Origin of the sequence: Solihabitans fulvus (assembly GCF_008386585.1) — a bacterium.
In the GTDB taxonomy this organism is placed as follows: Bacteria; Actinomycetota; Actinomycetes; order Mycobacteriales; family Pseudonocardiaceae; genus Solihabitans; species Solihabitans fulvus.
Genome location: NZ_VUOB01000077.1, coordinates 59,613 through 74,302 on the forward strand (window position 1 = coordinate 59,613; position 14,690 = coordinate 74,302).

General features: G+C 67.7%; 14 protein-coding genes and 1 tRNA gene. 4 read left to right on the forward strand and 11 right to left on the reverse strand.

Annotated features, from left to right (window positions below; all coding sequences use genetic code 11):
• Positions 1 to 40 precede the first annotated feature (40 nt).
• Positions 41 to 3,316 (forward strand): penicillin acylase family protein, encoded by a 3,276-nt coding sequence (locus tag F0L68_RS36995; protein ID WP_149854563.1) that lies wholly within the window; start codon positions 41 to 43, stop codon positions 3,314 to 3,316.
• 90 nt (positions 3,317 to 3,406) lie between these two features.
• Here the strand turns inward: F0L68_RS36995 and F0L68_RS37000 are convergent, their stop codons facing one another.
• Positions 3,407 to 4,288, reverse strand: a complete 882-nt coding sequence (locus F0L68_RS37000; RefSeq protein ID WP_149854564.1) for a hypothetical protein — start codon at positions 4,286 to 4,288, stop codon at positions 3,407 to 3,409.
• Between the two features lie 298 nt (positions 4,289 to 4,586).
• Here F0L68_RS37000 and F0L68_RS37005 point away from each other — a divergent pair.
• A tRNA-Arg gene (locus tag F0L68_RS37005) sits at positions 4,587 to 4,659 on the forward strand.
• Positions 4,660 to 4,844: 185 nt separating this feature from the next.
• Here the strand turns inward: F0L68_RS37005 and F0L68_RS42850 are convergent.
• The 8 genes from F0L68_RS42850 to F0L68_RS37045 all read right to left on the reverse strand — a co-directional run bounded on the left by F0L68_RS42850 (position 4,845) and on the right by F0L68_RS37045 (position 11,058).
• Positions 4,845 to 6,236: a tyrosine-type recombinase/integrase gene (locus F0L68_RS42850; protein ID WP_188317033.1), complete on the reverse strand. Its 1,392-nt coding sequence runs from the start codon at positions 6,234 to 6,236 to the stop codon at positions 4,845 to 4,847.
• On the reverse strand, positions 6,233 to 6,454 hold the full coding sequence (locus F0L68_RS37015; RefSeq protein WP_149854565.1) for a helix-turn-helix transcriptional regulator: 222 nt from the start codon (positions 6,452 to 6,454) through the stop codon (positions 6,233 to 6,235). Before F0L68_RS37015 ends, F0L68_RS42850 begins: the two co-directional genes overlap by 4 nt.
• Positions 6,455 to 6,465: 11 nt before the next feature.
• Positions 6,466 to 8,070 (reverse strand): replication initiator, encoded by a 1,605-nt coding sequence (locus F0L68_RS37020; protein WP_149854566.1) that lies wholly within the window; start codon positions 8,068 to 8,070, stop codon positions 6,466 to 6,468.
• Positions 8,067 to 9,545: an FtsK/SpoIIIE domain-containing protein gene (locus tag F0L68_RS37025; protein WP_149854567.1), complete on the reverse strand. Its 1,479-nt coding sequence runs from the start codon at positions 9,543 to 9,545 to the stop codon at positions 8,067 to 8,069. The genes F0L68_RS37020 and F0L68_RS37025 overlap by 4 nt, the downstream gene beginning before the upstream one ends.
• On the reverse strand, positions 9,538 to 9,834 hold the full coding sequence (locus F0L68_RS37030; protein ID WP_149854568.1) for a hypothetical protein: 297 nt from the start codon (positions 9,832 to 9,834) through the stop codon (positions 9,538 to 9,540). The genes F0L68_RS37025 and F0L68_RS37030 overlap by 8 nt, the downstream gene beginning before the upstream one ends.
• Before the next feature lie 281 nt (positions 9,835 to 10,115).
• A complete protein-coding gene (locus F0L68_RS37035) occupies positions 10,116 to 10,388 on the reverse strand; it encodes an AMED_5909 family protein (protein WP_149854569.1) in 273 nt (90 codons plus the stop codon).
• The gene (locus F0L68_RS37040) at positions 10,385 to 10,576 is read right to left on the reverse strand and encodes a hypothetical protein (protein WP_223199474.1); all 192 of its coding nucleotides are present in this window, start codon (positions 10,574 to 10,576) and stop codon (positions 10,385 to 10,387) included. The genes F0L68_RS37035 and F0L68_RS37040 overlap by 4 nt, the downstream gene beginning before the upstream one ends.
• Positions 10,577 to 10,605: 29 nt before the next feature.
• Positions 10,606 to 11,058, reverse strand: coding sequence for a hypothetical protein (locus F0L68_RS37045; RefSeq protein WP_149854571.1), 453 nt, complete (start codon positions 11,056 to 11,058; stop codon positions 10,606 to 10,608).
• Positions 11,059 to 11,214: 156 nt separating this feature from the next.
• On the opposite strand from F0L68_RS37045, the gene F0L68_RS37050 reads away from it, so the two are divergent.
• Positions 11,215 to 11,958, forward strand: coding sequence for a DUF5919 domain-containing protein (locus F0L68_RS37050; protein ID WP_149854572.1), 744 nt, complete (start codon positions 11,215 to 11,217; stop codon positions 11,956 to 11,958).
• An 8-nt stretch (positions 11,959 to 11,966) separates the two neighbouring features.
• Positions 11,967 to 12,437, forward strand: coding sequence for an NUDIX hydrolase (locus F0L68_RS37055; protein WP_149854573.1), 471 nt, complete (start codon positions 11,967 to 11,969; stop codon positions 12,435 to 12,437).
• 325 nt (positions 12,438 to 12,762) lie between these two features.
• Here the strand turns inward: F0L68_RS37055 and F0L68_RS37060 are convergent, their stop codons facing one another.
• Both F0L68_RS37060 and F0L68_RS42855 read right to left on the reverse strand, forming a co-directional pair.
• Complete coding sequence (locus F0L68_RS37060) at positions 12,763 to 13,221, reverse strand: hypothetical protein (RefSeq protein ID WP_149854574.1); 459 nt, start codon at positions 13,219 to 13,221, stop codon at positions 12,763 to 12,765.
• A 1,278-nt stretch (positions 13,222 to 14,499) separates the two neighbouring features.
• Positions 14,500 to 14,690: hypothetical protein (locus tag F0L68_RS42855; protein ID WP_223199475.1), on the reverse strand; the 191-nt coding region annotated here is incomplete at its 5' end.

Sequence of the window (14,690 nt, forward strand, 5' to 3'; positions counted from 1 at the left end):
ACGTGCGTCACACCATCCCTGCACGGAGAGGAGTCCGCGCATGCCGAGAGGGAAAGCCACCGTCGCCCTGCTCGTCGCGGTCGCCACCAGCTCAGCGCTCGCGGTCACCGCGACCCCGGCCACCGCTGCCGCTACCCAGCCCCCCGTCTCCCGCGCCGCCGCCTTCAGCGCCGGGGACTACTGCCTCGGCCAGTGCGGCGACGTGTTGCCGCCCGGCCAGAACGGCAACGCCACCCTCGCCGAGATCCTCGCCAACAAGGCGTTCGGCACCAAGCCCGCGCACTCGAGCGATCAGCTGGGCAAGTACGCCGCCCTGCCAGGCGGCTACCAGAGCCTCACCAACGACCAGCTCGGCACCTTCTTCAACGACGCCTCCTTCGGCGTGCCCGCCGACCAGGTCGAGAGCACCACCAGCCCGCGCTCGGACGTCACGATCGTGCGGGACAAGGCGACCGGGACCCCGCACATCTTCGGCACCACCAGGTCCGGCACGGAGTTCGGCGCAGGCTACGCGGCCGCCAACGACCGGCTGTGGCTGATGGACGTGTTCCGGCACGTCGGCAGGGGCAAGCTCACCAGCTTCGCCGGCGGCGCGGGCGGCAACCGCGCGCTCGAGCAGAGCTTCTGGACCCAGGCCCCCTACACGGAAGCAGACCTCCAGGCCCAGATCGACCGCATCGCCGCCTCCGGGCCGCGCGGCGCCCAGGCGTACCAGGACGTCAAGGACTACGTCGCCGGCATCAACCAGTACATCAGCCGGTCCTACAACGGTCGGTACTTCCCCGGCGAGTACGTGCTGACCGGGCACGTCGACGCGATCACCAACGCCGGCAGCATCGACCCGTTCGCGCCGACCGACCTGGTCGCCATCGCCTCGGTGATCGGCGCGCTGTTCGGCAGCGGCGGTGGCGGCGAGGTGCAGTCCGCGCTGGTCAAGCTCGCCGCCGAGAACAAGTACGGCGTCGCGCAGGGCGACCAGGTGTGGCAGGCCTTCGCCGAGCAGAACGACCCAGAGGCCGTGCTGACCCTGCACGACGGCCAGAAGTTCCCGTACGCGGCCAGCCCGGCGAACCCGACCGGCGTCGCCATGCCCGACGCGGGATCCGTTGCGCCGCAACAACTCGTCTACGACCCGACCGGCACCGGCGCGACCGCGGCGGCCAACCGTGCCGCACAGTCCCAACCCAACGCCCAGGTCTCGCGCCCCGAGTCCCCCGCCCCGACCGGTGGCTCGGCCGACCTGTCCGCCGCACAGGGCATCTTCGCCGACGGCGTGCTGCCGGCCGACCTGCTGACCAAGAAGCACGGCATGTCCAACGCGCTGGTGGTGTCCGGCGCGCACACCGACAGCGGCCACCCGATCGCCGTGTTCGGCCCGCAGACCGGCTACTTCGCCCCGCAGCTGCTGATGCTCCAGGAGTTGCAGGGTCCGGGCATCAGCGCGCGCGGCGCGTCCTTCGCCGGCCTGAGCATGTACGTGGAACTGGGCCGAGGCCAGGACTACTCGTGGAGCGCCACCTCGGCCGGCCAGGACATCACCGACACCTACGCCGTCGACCTGTGCGACCCGAGCGGCGCCCCGGCGACCAAGGACTCCACCAGCTACCTCTACCACGGCCAGTGCCTGCCGATGGAACGGTTGGAGCAGAAGAACTCCTGGAGCCCGACCGTCGCCGACGGCACCGGGGCCGGCTCGTACACGCTGGTCATGTTCCGCACCAAGTACGGGCTGGTGCAGAGCCGCGCGACCGTGGCAGGCAAGCCGGTCGCGTACGCGAGCCTGCGGTCCAGCTACCGGCACGAGGTCGACTCGATCATCGGCTTCCAGGAGTTCAACGATCCCGGCTACGTCAAGTCCGCCACGGACTTCCAGCACGCGGCCAACGACATCAACTACACGTTCAACTGGTTCTACGTCGACTCGCGCGACACCGCGTACTTCAACTCGGGCAACAACCCCGTGCGACCGGCATCCGTCGACTCGAACCTGCCCATCGCCGCGGCCCAGCAGTACGAGTGGCAGGGCTGGAACCCGGACACCAACACGGCCAGCTACACGCCGTTCGCGCAGCACCCGAACTCGATCAACCAGGACTACTACGTCAGCTGGAACAACAAGCAGGCGCAGGACTTCACCGCGGCCGGCTTCGGCGACGGCTCGGTGCACCGAGGAAACCTGCTCGACACCAGGGTCAAGTCGTTGGTGCAGAGCGGAACCAAGGTGACCAGGGCCGCACTGACCAAGGCGATGGCCGAGGCCGCGCTGGCCGACCTGCGCGCCGAGAACGTGCTGCCCAAGCTGTTGCGGGTGCTGGACAGCAGCCCCATCACCGACCCGTCGCTCGCGGCGACAGTGCAGGGGCTGCGGGACTGGCAGCAGTCCGGCTCGCTGCGCACGGAAACCCAGCCGGGCAGCCACGCCTACGCGCACGCGGACGCGATCCGCGTGCTCGACGCCTGGTGGCCGCAACTGGTGCACGCCGAGTTCCAACCCGCGCTCGGCGATGATCTGTACAACAGCCTGACCGGCATGCTGGGCATCGACGAGCCGCCGTCGGACAAGGGCGGGGCCGAGCCGCACAAGGGTTCCTCGTTCCAGCACGGCTGGTGGAGCTATGTCGACAAGGACATCCGGGCGGTGCTCGGCGACCCCGTTGCCGGCGGCCTCGCCCAGACCTACTGCGGTGGCGGAGACCTGGCCCAGTGCCGCCAGGTGCTGCTGACCAGTCTCCAGCAGGCGGCAGCGCAGCCGGCGGCCCAGGTGTACCCGGCCGACGGCGACTGCTCGGCCGGTGACCAGTGGTGCGCCGACACGATCATCCAGCGGCCGCTCGGCGGCATCACCCAGGACAAGATCAGCTGGCAGAACCGGCCGACGTTCCAACAGGTGGTGCAGTTCGCGGCGCACCGAGGCGACAACATCAGCAACCTGGCCCTGAACAGGCCGGTCAGCGCGAGCAGCTACGAGACGGGTTGGTACAACTCGCCACCCGGCAACGCCGTCGACGACAACCCGTCCAGCCGCTGGGCCAGTGACTGGAGCGACAACCAGTGGATCACGGTCGACCTCGGCGCCAGCCAGCAGGTCGGCCGCGTGGTGCTGCTCTGGGAGTCCGCCTACGGCAGCGCCTATCGGATTGAGCTGTCCGACAACGGCACGACGTGGCGGACCGCGTACGAGACCACGACCGGCCGAGGCGGCCAGGAGAACATCGCGTTCCCCGGCGGCAGCGCGCGCTACGTCCGGATGACCGGCGTGCACCGCGCCACGAGGTACGGCTACTCGCTCTACGAGTTCGAGATCTACGCCCACTAGCCAAAACGACGGCGGTCCCCGGCCTAGCCCGACCAGGCCGGGGACCGCCCTCGTTTCGGAAGCTGGCCAACATCGACCACCGGCATATCGCTACGGATGCCCCTGATCCAACTCGGCGCGATGGTGATCGGCCGCGCGGGGCAGTTCGACGTGCCGCGCGAACTCGGCCGCCAGCTCGGGACCGCCATACACGCCAAGGGACTTCGCCAGATGCCGGCGAAGGTCGGCGCGGTGCGCGTCAGGCAGCCGGGGGATGGCCGACTCGAAGGCGGTGACCAGCGAGTCGGCCCAGTGCCGGTCGTCGCGGTGGGTGGCGATGCGGACGAGCTCGGCCAGGTGCGTGGATACCGCGACGGCCTGCTCCACCTGGTATCCGTTGCGGTGCAGCCACCACACGGTCGCGGTGCCGAGGTCGACCAGGATCTCCTCCCGCAGGTACCGCAGCTCGGCGCGTTCCGACTCGCGTTCGGCCTCACGGTTCGTTTTGGTGCGCAACAGTTCCATCCGCTTGCGGGCGAGGTCGAGGTCCACGGGGTCGACCGCGATCTCGATGTTCTCCGCGCGGGCCCACACGTGCGTGTCGCCAACCTGACGCTCCTCGGACAGCTCGTCGCCGAGCTGGTGCTGGAGCGGGACGTGGTGCACCAGCATTGCCGAGCCGGTCACCATGCGGGCGCGCTGCACGATCCCGTTGATCGCCGCCGACCGAGGCGCGTTGTGCCGGCGCCCGGTGCTCAGGTCGACGCGCCAGTGCACCGTGAAGGTCGCCGCGAAGTCGAGCCCGTAGACGGCGCTCGGCAGCGGTGTGGCGACCTGCTCCTGCCGGGAGGACGGCTGCGGGGCGAAGGTGAACTGGTCAGCGGCGGCCGCCCCTGGCGTGGCAAAGTCGGGAAACTCGCGTCGCCGCCGCCACCAGGCCGCGACCGAGCCGAGGAGACCGGGTCTGAAGTCAGGCCAGGGTCTGCTTGTCATCGTGAAGCCCCTTCATGAGTACGGGTCCTCCCTACCCGACAAGCCGGCCCCGCAGAAGATCGAGTGGCCGCCTTCCCCCCAACAGCCGCACCACACCGCCGCCCACCGCTCCACGACTCACCCACAGTGCCCCGCGACCCGCCGAAAGAGTGACCCCGCCGTTGGGCCGTCACATGCAGGGTGGGGGGCGCTTGGTGGCTGCCACGGGGCCCCGCCGCGGCCATCAAGCGCCCCGAGGCGCCACCCGCGGTCATTGATCACCGACAGGCCCGGTAAGCTGACCCCCGAGCAACGCCCGGCCCCAGTAGCTCAGGGGATAGAGCATCGGTTTCCTAAACCGTGTGTCGCAGGTTCGAATCCTGCCTGGGGCACTCACCTTTCGCCGGGTGAATCAGGGCCTGACCTGTGAAAACGGGTCAGGCCCTGATCTTTTGTCATCTGTCACTGTCGGCTGGAATCTGCCCCTGTTTGCCGCCGGTCGCGAAACCACTGCGAAACGCCGCGACCCCCTGGGGAGTGGTCCCAGGGGGTCGCAATCGCGGTCTGTGCGTCAAGGCTACGCCGCCGCCTCGAACAGCTCTTCGATCTTCTTGTTGACCGTCTCCCGCTGTCCGTCGATGCACTTCGCGTACACCTTGAGCAGCACGTCAACCGAGTGACCAGCCCGCTCGGCGACCTCGGTAGCCGGGACACCACCGTTCAGCCAGAGCGACACCGCAGCGTGCCGCAGGTCATACGGCCGACCGGCCAGCGGAGAGGCCACCTGCGCCGGGGTCAGGGCGTACTGGCGAGCGTCGTCCCACACCCGGTAGTACGTCGAGGAGGACACCACCCCGCCACTTTGCGAGCGGAACAGCCGGCCGTCCGGTCCCGAGCCGTACCGGTCGAGGTGATCCCGCAGCATGGCGACGAGCACGGGCGGAATCGGCACGATGCGAACCTCCTTCGCGCCCCGATGCTTCAGGCCGCGTCGGTCGTGCACCTCCCCCGAATCCGTCCACCTCTTCCCCGCAGCCGGCCGCGACTCGCCGAGCGCCAACGAGCCCCAACCCTCCGCAGGAAGCGTGCAGTCGTCCTCCCGCAGCCCAAGACCCTCCGCCGGTCGAGCAGCCGAGTAGTAACCCGTGGCGAAGAAGGCCGCCAGGTGCGCACCCCGATCCTTGTTCCGGCTGCCCACGTAGCTCACCGCCGTCAGCAGCTCGGCCACCTGGTGAGGGTTGGCCACAACGCGCGGGTCCACCTGGTCCACGACCTTGGCCGCCTTGCGCTTGACCCTGTTCAGCGGGTTGTCCGGGATCAACTCGCGTTCCACGGCGTAGGAGAGCAGGTTGAACAGGACCGCCCGCTTGCGCTGGTAGACCGAGGCAGCCGCCGCCTTGCCATCGAGCTTGGCCGCAAGGACGTCCAGGACCTCCCTTACGGCTACCGCGTCCGTGAGGTCGAACAGCGGGCGAGACTGCCGAACCAACCAGTCCACGGCCTCCCGTTCCTCCGGCGACAAGGGATCTTCCCGAGTCGTCGGGGGCAGCAGGTTGCGCGTCAGCACGCCCCGCAGCTCGGTCACCTCAGGCCGACCGGCACCGTCCCGCACGAACACCGCCCCAGCAGTCGCCAGCGCTTCCACCGTGCTTGCCCGCGTAGTCGCCGCAGCGTCCGGCCACTTTAAATCCACATAGGACTGTGCGAACTCCAGAAACGACAACGAGTTACGCCGCTTCAGTTCAGAAATCGGAAGGCCCGAGTCGACGTCGAACGCCTCACCTTGCCGAGTCGCCTGCATCAACTCCGATCGGCGACTGTTGGCCAGCGCCTTCGTGCTGAACCATTCCGAGTGCGCTTTGCTCTCCGTCACCCATCGGACGCCGTACGGCCGTCCCTTCCTCTTCTTGTCCTTCTTCTTGGACCAGTCAGCCAGCTCCCAGAACCGAACCTTGAACGTCGTCGTCATGCTGCACGCCCGTACAAGGCATCGAGCCACAGCAGGAAGTCGTTCCGCCTGCACCTCAGCTCGCCGTTTGGCAGGGGGAAGCAGCGTGGTCCCTTGCCGGTCTGACGCCACTTGTAGAAGGTGTCCCGAGACACCGCCCCACCGAGCGCTTCCAGAATGTCCGTCACGGTCATCAGCAAGGCGATCTCTCGAATCCGCCCCGTCGTCTTGTCGCTCATCTCTCCCCCATTCACGCTGCTTGATCGGTTGCCGAAGTACCGGGCGGACCTGCCGACGCGAGTAGCGCAGCGGTGTACTCGGCCTTCCACCTGCGCCGTTCGGCGACTGCCCGCAGCAGCAGGTGTTGCCTGGGCGGCACGTTCGGATCACCGGGCGTGGTGTTGCTCCACATCACGCGGGTGGGTGTGTCGTCCCGAGTGATGCCGACCTCAGCGAGCAGTTGCCGAACGAACGTCTTCCGGTCGTGCCGATGGTCGGCGAGGCTCTTGCCCGACCACTTTCGGGAGACCAGCACCCGCCGACCGGCCACGCCGAGAGTGGAACGCTTGTGCGCCTTGCCTTTGCACTTGCCCGGCTCCATCGACAGCCGAGCACCCTTGGGCTGGACGCCGTAGAGCAGCCACACCGGGCACTGCGGCGAGCACGGGGTGACTGTCAGCTCGGCCTGTAGCCGGGCCGCGTGATCGTCCTGCCGTTGGTTGCTGGCCTCGTAGCACTCGCCGATGGACTTGGTGAGGTACTTGGTCAAGTAGCCGACGTGCCGGCCGGCCTCCTCCGTCCCGCCGAGGATGCCCTTGGCGTGGACCTGCGCCCCGAACCGTGCCACGTGCGCCGGCTCGTCCACCTGGTCGAGGGCGTCTTCCCAGGTCGGGAGCGGTTGCCGAGTCTCCGAGTCGACAAAGCCCTTTGTCCGCGAATCCCACACCGGCAGCCGGTCACCCGAGTACTTGATCTCATCGTGCGCCGGCCACCAGACCTGGTGATAGGTCGCCTCGGCCACCGCCCGCAGCTCGGCCCGCGAGACGCTGCCCCGGATCGCCGCGTGCCAGTGCGGAGCCAAGCGGCGCTGCGGTTCGACCGTGGAGAAGTACTGCACCTCCCAACCGACACAGCGCCGCAGGTTCTGCACGAACCGGTCCAGCAGCGCCGCGAAGTGCACCGCATCCCGGGCCGCGCGTCGGTAGTTGTAGGTGTCCGGGTCAGCCGGGGTGCCGTCGCCAAGCACCTTCCCGTAGCTGTCGAGAGTGAGCGTGAGGAACGTCGAGGGCCGGTACTTGCCGCCGAACACCGCACCGACCGTCCGCTTGGAGACCGGCCGCCGAGGCAGGTTCGGCGTGTCCTGCCGCCGCCGGGTCGAGCGCTTCCGGACGGCCTGCGGTCGAGGATCCAGCGGAGGCAGCGAGCCCCGCACCCCGAGTTGCCGAAGTTCCGCGTCGACCTCGGCGACCTCGGTCCGGACCTCCTCCGCCCCGTTCTCGTCACCCTCTTCGACGGCCTCCCGGTACGCCTTGACGAGGTCGGCCCGGTACTCGGTCAGCTCACGCTGGTCGGTGCTCGGCGAGTTCGCGGTGAAGTCGGGTTCTGCGGTGAGGTGCCAACCCTCCCGGCACTGTGCCATCCGCAGGCGCCGGTTCTTCTCCGCACACGTGGGACAGACGCTCGCCACCGTGGAGCCGCACGGGATCGGCATGATGTCTACGCGCCCGGTGTCCAGGTCGACTCGTTCCTTGGCCAGCGGACGGACGCACACGCCGTGTTCCTCGGCGACGGCCCGAGCCACGTCCAGTGCCGCCGGCTGCTTCATTCGGTCCGCGCGGGTCAGGTACTCGCTCATGCCGCCGCACCTCCCTCCGTGCTCGAAGGGGCTGGGAACTCGTGCACCGTCGCGTCGGTCGCCGTGGCGTACTCGCGCAACTCGGTGAGGTTGACATCGGTGACATGGAAGGCCCGAGCCCGCACGGGTTCGCGCTGCCCGTCCTCCTTGACCCACACCACGCCAGGGGTGTTCTCGCTGATCTCGTGCGCCGCCGCACCCCGCTGCCGGACACCGTCCCCAAGGACCATGTCGACCTGCTGAGGTTCGTCCAGCCGCAGGGCAACACGGGTGTTGAACAGGTGCCGGAAGCTCACGATCTCCTTGCGCGGGTCCTGGAGCAGGCCCACCAGGACACAGCCGGGTGCACGGCCCTGGGACGTGATGGTCTGCACTGCCCGAGTGGCGCGTTCCCGCAGATTCTTATCGGCCTGGTAAGCGATGACGTCCGCCAGCTCATCGACCACCAGGACCGTCAACGGTTCGCCGGTCTCCTTGGCCCACAGCCGCCGCACACCTCGGTACCGGGCGGCGCGTTCCTTCACCTCGGCCGCGATCTGCTCCAGCAATTCGACAGCGGCGGGGCCGTTGTCGAAGACGATCCGGTCGAAGATCTCCGGGCATTGGCCGAGTTCCATGCCGCCCTTGGGATCGATGCCGACCAGGCGGACCAGGCCGGCGCGGACGGCCGGGGCGAGCTGCCACACGATCGACCACAACACCGAACCCTTGCCCGCACCGGGCACGCCGACCACCAGGAGCTGCGAGCCGAGCAGCCGCAACCGCCACGGCTTGCCGGTTTCGGTGCGGCCGACCGTGACGCGCTTGAGGTCCAGTCCCTCCGCGTCCTGCTCCAGCGCCGGCACCTCGACGGGCCGGTTCAGCGGGTCGCGGTGCACGAAGTCCAGCTCGATCGTGCGAGGCCGCAGCACCCGCACCCGGCACGAGGACGCGCCGAAAGAGTGCGCCAGGTTCTCCCGCCGAGCCTCCCAGGCGTCCGGGGCCTGCGCGGGGATCATCCGCACCCGTACCCGGTCCCGCCAGCCCTCGGCCCGCACCCGCCGCAGGTGGGGCCGGTACTCCCGCCCTCGTGTCTCCTTGGCCAGCTCGGACAGGCGCATCACAGTCCGCCACTGCCGGGCGTAGACGGTCAGCCGCCGCCACTCGGAGCCCAGCCGGTACCAGCCGTGCCGCAGGAACGACGCCCAGTGCAGCCCCGCCCACAACGCCAGGATGTTGACGAGCACCAGGACGCCGAGCAACAGCGGCCACGTACCGAAGTGCCGGTAGAGCAGCCATCCGGCCAACGGGGTCACGAGCATGACGGGGTAGCGGGCCAGCAGGCCCAGCAGCTTGACCAGGATCAGCAGCGCCCACCAAGTCAAGGCGAACGGTGAGAGCAGGAGCTGCGCCCACCAGGGCAGCAGCACCCACCACGGCACCTGAGGCCGCTTGATTTCCAGCGGAGCCGGTTCGGCCAGCGGTCGCCTACGCATCACGACCACCCCGCCCGATGCCGTCGAGGCAGGACACGCACCGAAACACCTGGTTCTGACCGGCCGCGACACCGACCGGACGAAACGCCGCACTTCCCTTGCCGCACAACGCTTTGCACGTCAGGCACTCGAAACCTTCGGCCTGCGCCAGAGTCAGGGATAACGTCTGCCGGTCGCCACCGTCGAAGGTAACCACGTAGGTGCCGACCGCCTGCTTGCCCGCGATCATCCTCAGCCGGGCCGTGTGCCGGGTGGCGCGGCTGGAGTTGCCGAACTCCAGAGGCAGCACCCCAGCGCACGAGGCGCATTCGTTCTCACTGGGCAGCAGCCGGGCGAATTTCTTGCAGGTCCCGCAACGGGACCCCTCTGGCGCAGACGTGCGCCCAGGTTCTAGGCTTCGCATTGTTCACTCCGTGTGGGTGGACAGCGCAGGAGCGGCAAGGTTGGTCGCCGGTTCCGCTCCTGCGCCTCAAGTTCGTTACGCCGCAACGGGTGTGCGGCATCGCCACGTGACTCATCAAGATCACGCGCTCTGTCCCAAAAGGACTCGAAGATTCCGCCGTCGGCGGGTCAGTCGGCTCGCGCGCCGCTCCGGATCCGGCTGTCGATCTCCTCAGCCATCCGCGCCTCACGCCCCGCCCAGTACAACGCCTCGTGATGGTGACCTCGGTCGGTCTCGGCCAGCTCCGCATACACGGCCGCGCTGCGCCGGTAGAACTCCAGCCACACCGCCATGTCAGCTCCGGGCGCGGGCCGCAGCCGGCCGACTGCCTCGTGCGCTTCGTGCAGCGTCTGGGCCTGCCGGGCCGTCGCCCACCTGTCAGCGCTCGCCTTGGGGCTCATGACACGTCTCCAGCCCTCGGTTTGTTGGCCGCACCCAATTCGGCGGCTCCCTCGCTGATCGCCGCGCCGAGTCGGGACAGTGCGTCACGGTCGACCAACAGCACAGCCGGGAACGCCTTCCCGAGGCGGATCTCCACCCGGTCGGCGAAGGGCAGCGCCTTCACTCTGATCGGCAGATCAGCAGTCACGTGGACTCGCACCATGTCCGTCACCGCCGTCACGCGGCCTTGGCGGAGGTCTTGACCACGACCGGCTTCATGCCCGACGCCCGCAGGCTGTAGGCGATGCGCGCCCGACACTTGTGCCGCTCACCCGCCGGACCAGGTCGGCACGCCTTGTCGTCAATCCATGGCGTGACCGTCAACCGCTCGAAGATCACCGGCCGCACGTCCGTCCCGGGGATCGCCTCTGGGGGAACCGGCTGGTGAGGCGCGGCGATCTTCACCGTGACGACCGCATCCGCCTTGCGCTCGGCGGCCTGGTCGATGACCAGCACCGACCACACCAACTGGCCGGTCTCCTTGTCCGTCTCCTGCTGCGCCGCCATGCCACGTGCCCGCTCGTCGGCGGTCTGGAACTTCAGCACTGGCTCGACGCCCATCACGAGCGCACCCTTGGGGAACACGTGGTCGTGCTCCATCGGCAGCCGCATCCCACCTGTGATCGCCATCGTCGTTCTCCGTTCGTAGGTGTCGGCCGGGGCCTGCCCGGCTTCTCGACACCTAGAACTTTCGGCGAAATCGCAGGACACGAGCACCGCATAGCGGGACATCTCAGGACGTCCCTGGTACGTTCGAGACGTCCCTACTCGTCTTGGAGGGTTGCCGTGCCGAACGAGCGGCTACGAGATGCTTTGCTACGCAACGGTTTGGACCTCGACCACGTGGCCAAAGCCACCGGGACGGACCCGAAGACGGTCGAGCGGTGGATCACCAGGGGCCGCACGCCCTACCCCCGTCACCGGCACACGATCGCGTCGATGGTCCGCGAGACCGAGAACTACCTGTGGCCCGACGCCGTGGCCCCCGAGCGCAAGGCGGAGATCGCCGAGTCCGAGGTCGTCAAGGTCTATCCGCATCGCAACTCGATCCCGGTCGACCTGTGGGATCGGTTGATCGAGGACGCGACGGAACACGTCGAGGTGCTGGTCCACGCCGCGCTGTTCCTGGTCGAACGCCCCACGTTCGTCAAGGGCCTGGCACGCAAGGCGGCCAACGGTGCACGGATCCGACTGCTGTTCGGCGACCCCGCCAGCCGAGAGGTCGCTCGCCGCAGCGACGAGGAGCAGCTAGGCAAGGGCACGTTGTCGGCGCGCATCCGCAATGCCCTCGCGTTCTACCGGCCACTTCAGAGCGTGGACGGGGTGGAGATGCGTTTCCACAAGGCCACGCTCTACAACTCGATCTTCCGCTTTGACGACGAGATGATCATCAACACGCACGTCTACGGCTTCCAGGGCGCGCACGCCCCCGCGCTGCACCTGCGGCGGCTCTCTGCCGGCGACCTCTTCGAGACCTACTCTGAAAGCTTCGAGACCGTGTGGAGCCAGTCGAAGCCCGCGACCTTCTAGGAGGACAAGTGGCCCGCGTGGACTACTTCCACGACCCCAACGCCCCCAAGGCCAACAGCGTCAAACCGGCCGTCAGCGCGTTCGTCCAGGATGACGCCGGGCGGTTGCTCATGATCCGCCGCACCGACAACGACCTGTACTCCATCCCCGGCGGAGGCCAGGAGGTCGGCGAGACCCTCGCTCAGACCGCCGTCCGCGAGGTCCAGGAGGAAACCGGCATCGACGTCGAGGTCACCGGACTCATCGGCCTCTACTCGGACCCTGCCCACGTGATCGCCTACGACGACGGCGAAGTGCGCCAAGAGTTCTCGATCTGCTTCCGCGCCCGACTGATCGGCGGCGAGCTGCGCACCAGCAGCGAGTCCAAGGAGGTCGAATGGGTCGAGCGCGAACGGTTGGACGAGCTGAACATCCACCCGTCCATCCAGCTCCGCATCGGCCACGGGTTCGAGAATCGCAGCGAGCCCTACTACACCTGATCTGCCGAATTTGGCTCTACGGGATCAAGAGCGCCGCCGGCGGCGGCGCGTTGGCCTGTCGCGTTGCGTCGTGGTCCGCATCCATCCCCGGCCAAGCCGGCCTGCCGCTTCGCTACGGCCGACGGCCGGGCGGCGCGGCGCCGCAGCCGCCCCAGGAAGCACCGCCACCGACGGCGCGCAGCCACAGAGCTGACTTGGCAACGGGCGCAGGGCGGGACGATCGCACGTGTGGTCGGCCTGACAGAGCTGGGCACGGCGATCGACGCCCGTCGACGCTCCGCGCCAACGGCCACCGGACCCGGGTCACTAACCTCCGCAGTAGCCGTCACAGCGCTCGTTCCACGTCAGTCCGCATAGCTTGAACCATCCGGTCGAGCTTGCTCACCAGTTGGTTGCGTAGTTCCTCGGCCCTTGAGGAAAACCTCCCGTCGCGGCCCAGCGCTTGCTGATAGTCGATCAATGCGTCACCCACTTCCATCGCAGCGTCTACGACGGCAGGAGGAGCCAAGAGGCGTAGTTGACCAAAAACCAGCGCGATCGGGTCGGAGAGGGGCTTGAGCTGATCACGATCAGGAATTTGATCTTCCGCAACTCGCCAATGTGCGGCAGCCAAGCGGTAGAACTCAGCGTAGACAGCAGCGCGGCGGTCGAGTGCTCGCTCTGCCCGCTCAGTCTTCCCGCGCCTCTCGTCGCGGCGGCCTGCCGACCGCTGCGACAGCAACACGCCCGCAAGGCCCACCGCCGCCACAACCAATGTGCCCCACCACGGGGTCGCGCTACCCACGGCCCGACCGTACTTGGACGCGCTGCGCTGCAACCTTGGACACGCCAACGAACGATGCAACCTGAGCGGATCGTGGGCCATTAGCGGGCCATTACGGGCGGTCAGCCAAGGTCAACAGCGGACACTCAGGACCGCCGTTTCCCCAGGTCAGTGGCCCTGGCCTTGATCGTCCGCCGCACTTCCAAGCTGGTCATGCGGGTTCGATTCCCGTCACCCGCTCCGCCTCGTTCTAGCTGGTAGAGCTCCTGGAGACCGTCCCATGTGGACGGTCTTTCTTCTTCCGCCACCTCCGCGTGCCCTCGGCGTGGCCGTTGGCCCCTTCGTCGCCTGCCTCCGCGTCCTTGGCGTCCGCCGCCCTGCCGGTGACGCCCGCCACCATCGATCCATCAAGCTCCCTGGAAGGGAGGCATCATCTATGGATGGCATGGTGGCAACTTGGTCTCGACTACCTCCGGGTACTGATCTGGCCTCTAGTTGTGCTTGTCATCGCATGCGATTCAAGGCTCAATTCGGCGGCCTGCTGGATCGACTGAGATCACTGAAGACTCCCGCTGGTAGCGCAGAGTTTGACCAACAGGCTCGAGGCGTTGCTCTCAAAGCTCAAGCCGCAGAGGAGGCCGCGGTCCGTCGATCGACACTGAGCCGCCCTCGGCTGGCAGCGAACCGCCTGCAACCGATCCGAACATAAAGTCAGAGAACAAGCCAGCGCAGCCGATACTACCACCGAAGCTCATTAAAGCTTGGATATCAGACGACTTTAACATGTTTCGCGATATGGCCGGAATTAAACCCGACATGGCAGTCACGGGAGCCTGACGCAGAGTTGAACAGTTCATGGATCTCACACTTCACCGACACAGTATCGACTCCATCGACATGAGCTCTAACCAGCGCGTACGTCAACTCGGTAAACTGGACCTTGGCCCACACTTCACCCAAGTTGCCGACGGGCTGCGCAGGCTGCGAAACAACATCGCACATGGAGGTGAAGCCCCTAGCCCAAGCGGCGCATTGGACTACATCGATGCCGCCGAGAGGTTGGCAGATGCGCTCATGACGCTACAGCCCGACAGGCCCACTTCAAATACCAAACAAAGCGAGGTGCCCGATTTTCGGGCCGACACGGTTGCGCAGTAGCCCCGAGTAGGGTTCGACCGTTCGAACGGACGGATCCCGTTCTTTGATCCACACCCAAGCGTACTTTTCGAACTCAATCCTGCTCGCGTCGGGATTCGTCTAGTCTCCCCGCCGCAGATCCGTGCTTGCCTCGGGTCCATGTCACCGGCCGGCGAGCGGTAGCACCAGCGTGGGAAGTTTGAGCAGCGTGCGCCACCATTGGTCGAGGAACGGGACGATCTCGGTCGGGTCGGTTGCCTCGCAGCGCCACCACCGCTCGGCTTCGCCGTCGGGGCCGTAGAACGCCTGGGCGCGAATGAGGGCGTCCCGTCCTAGCCCGCTGCTTTCGCGCT